The organism is Acidovorax sp. Q11, from assembly GCF_054950075.1.
Window position 1 is genome coordinate 1 of sequence record NZ_JBUDZG010000119.1, and the last position, 284, is coordinate 284.

1 protein-coding gene is annotated in these 284 nt (G+C 62.3%); it reads right to left on the reverse strand.

Features of this window, described 5'->3' with window-relative positions; all coding sequences use genetic code 11:
- Positions 1 to 240 (reverse strand): transposase (locus tag ACYZGB_RS22940; RefSeq protein WP_462391291.1); only part of this gene is annotated, 240 nt, incomplete at its 3' end.
- Positions 241 to 284: the final 44 nt, after the last annotated feature.

Genomic DNA, 284 nt, shown 5'->3' on the forward strand with positions numbered 1-284 from the left:
CCGACGCGGCATCTGTGAGATCACCACCTGTGCGCCGCGCTTGTCCAGCTCCTGGATCAACCAGTTCACATCGAAGGCCTTGTCGGCCAGCAAGGCATCAAAGCGCACATCGGCGATCAGCTCCTTCACCCCTTTGGTGTCATGGCGCTGCCCTGGCATCAAGACGAACTTCACCAGATTGCCCAGCGCATCCGTCAGCGCCAGTATCTTCGTGGTCATGCCTCCCCGCGAGTGGCCTATGGCCTGGCCCGAAGTCCCCCTTTTGCCCCCTGGCCGTGCCGATG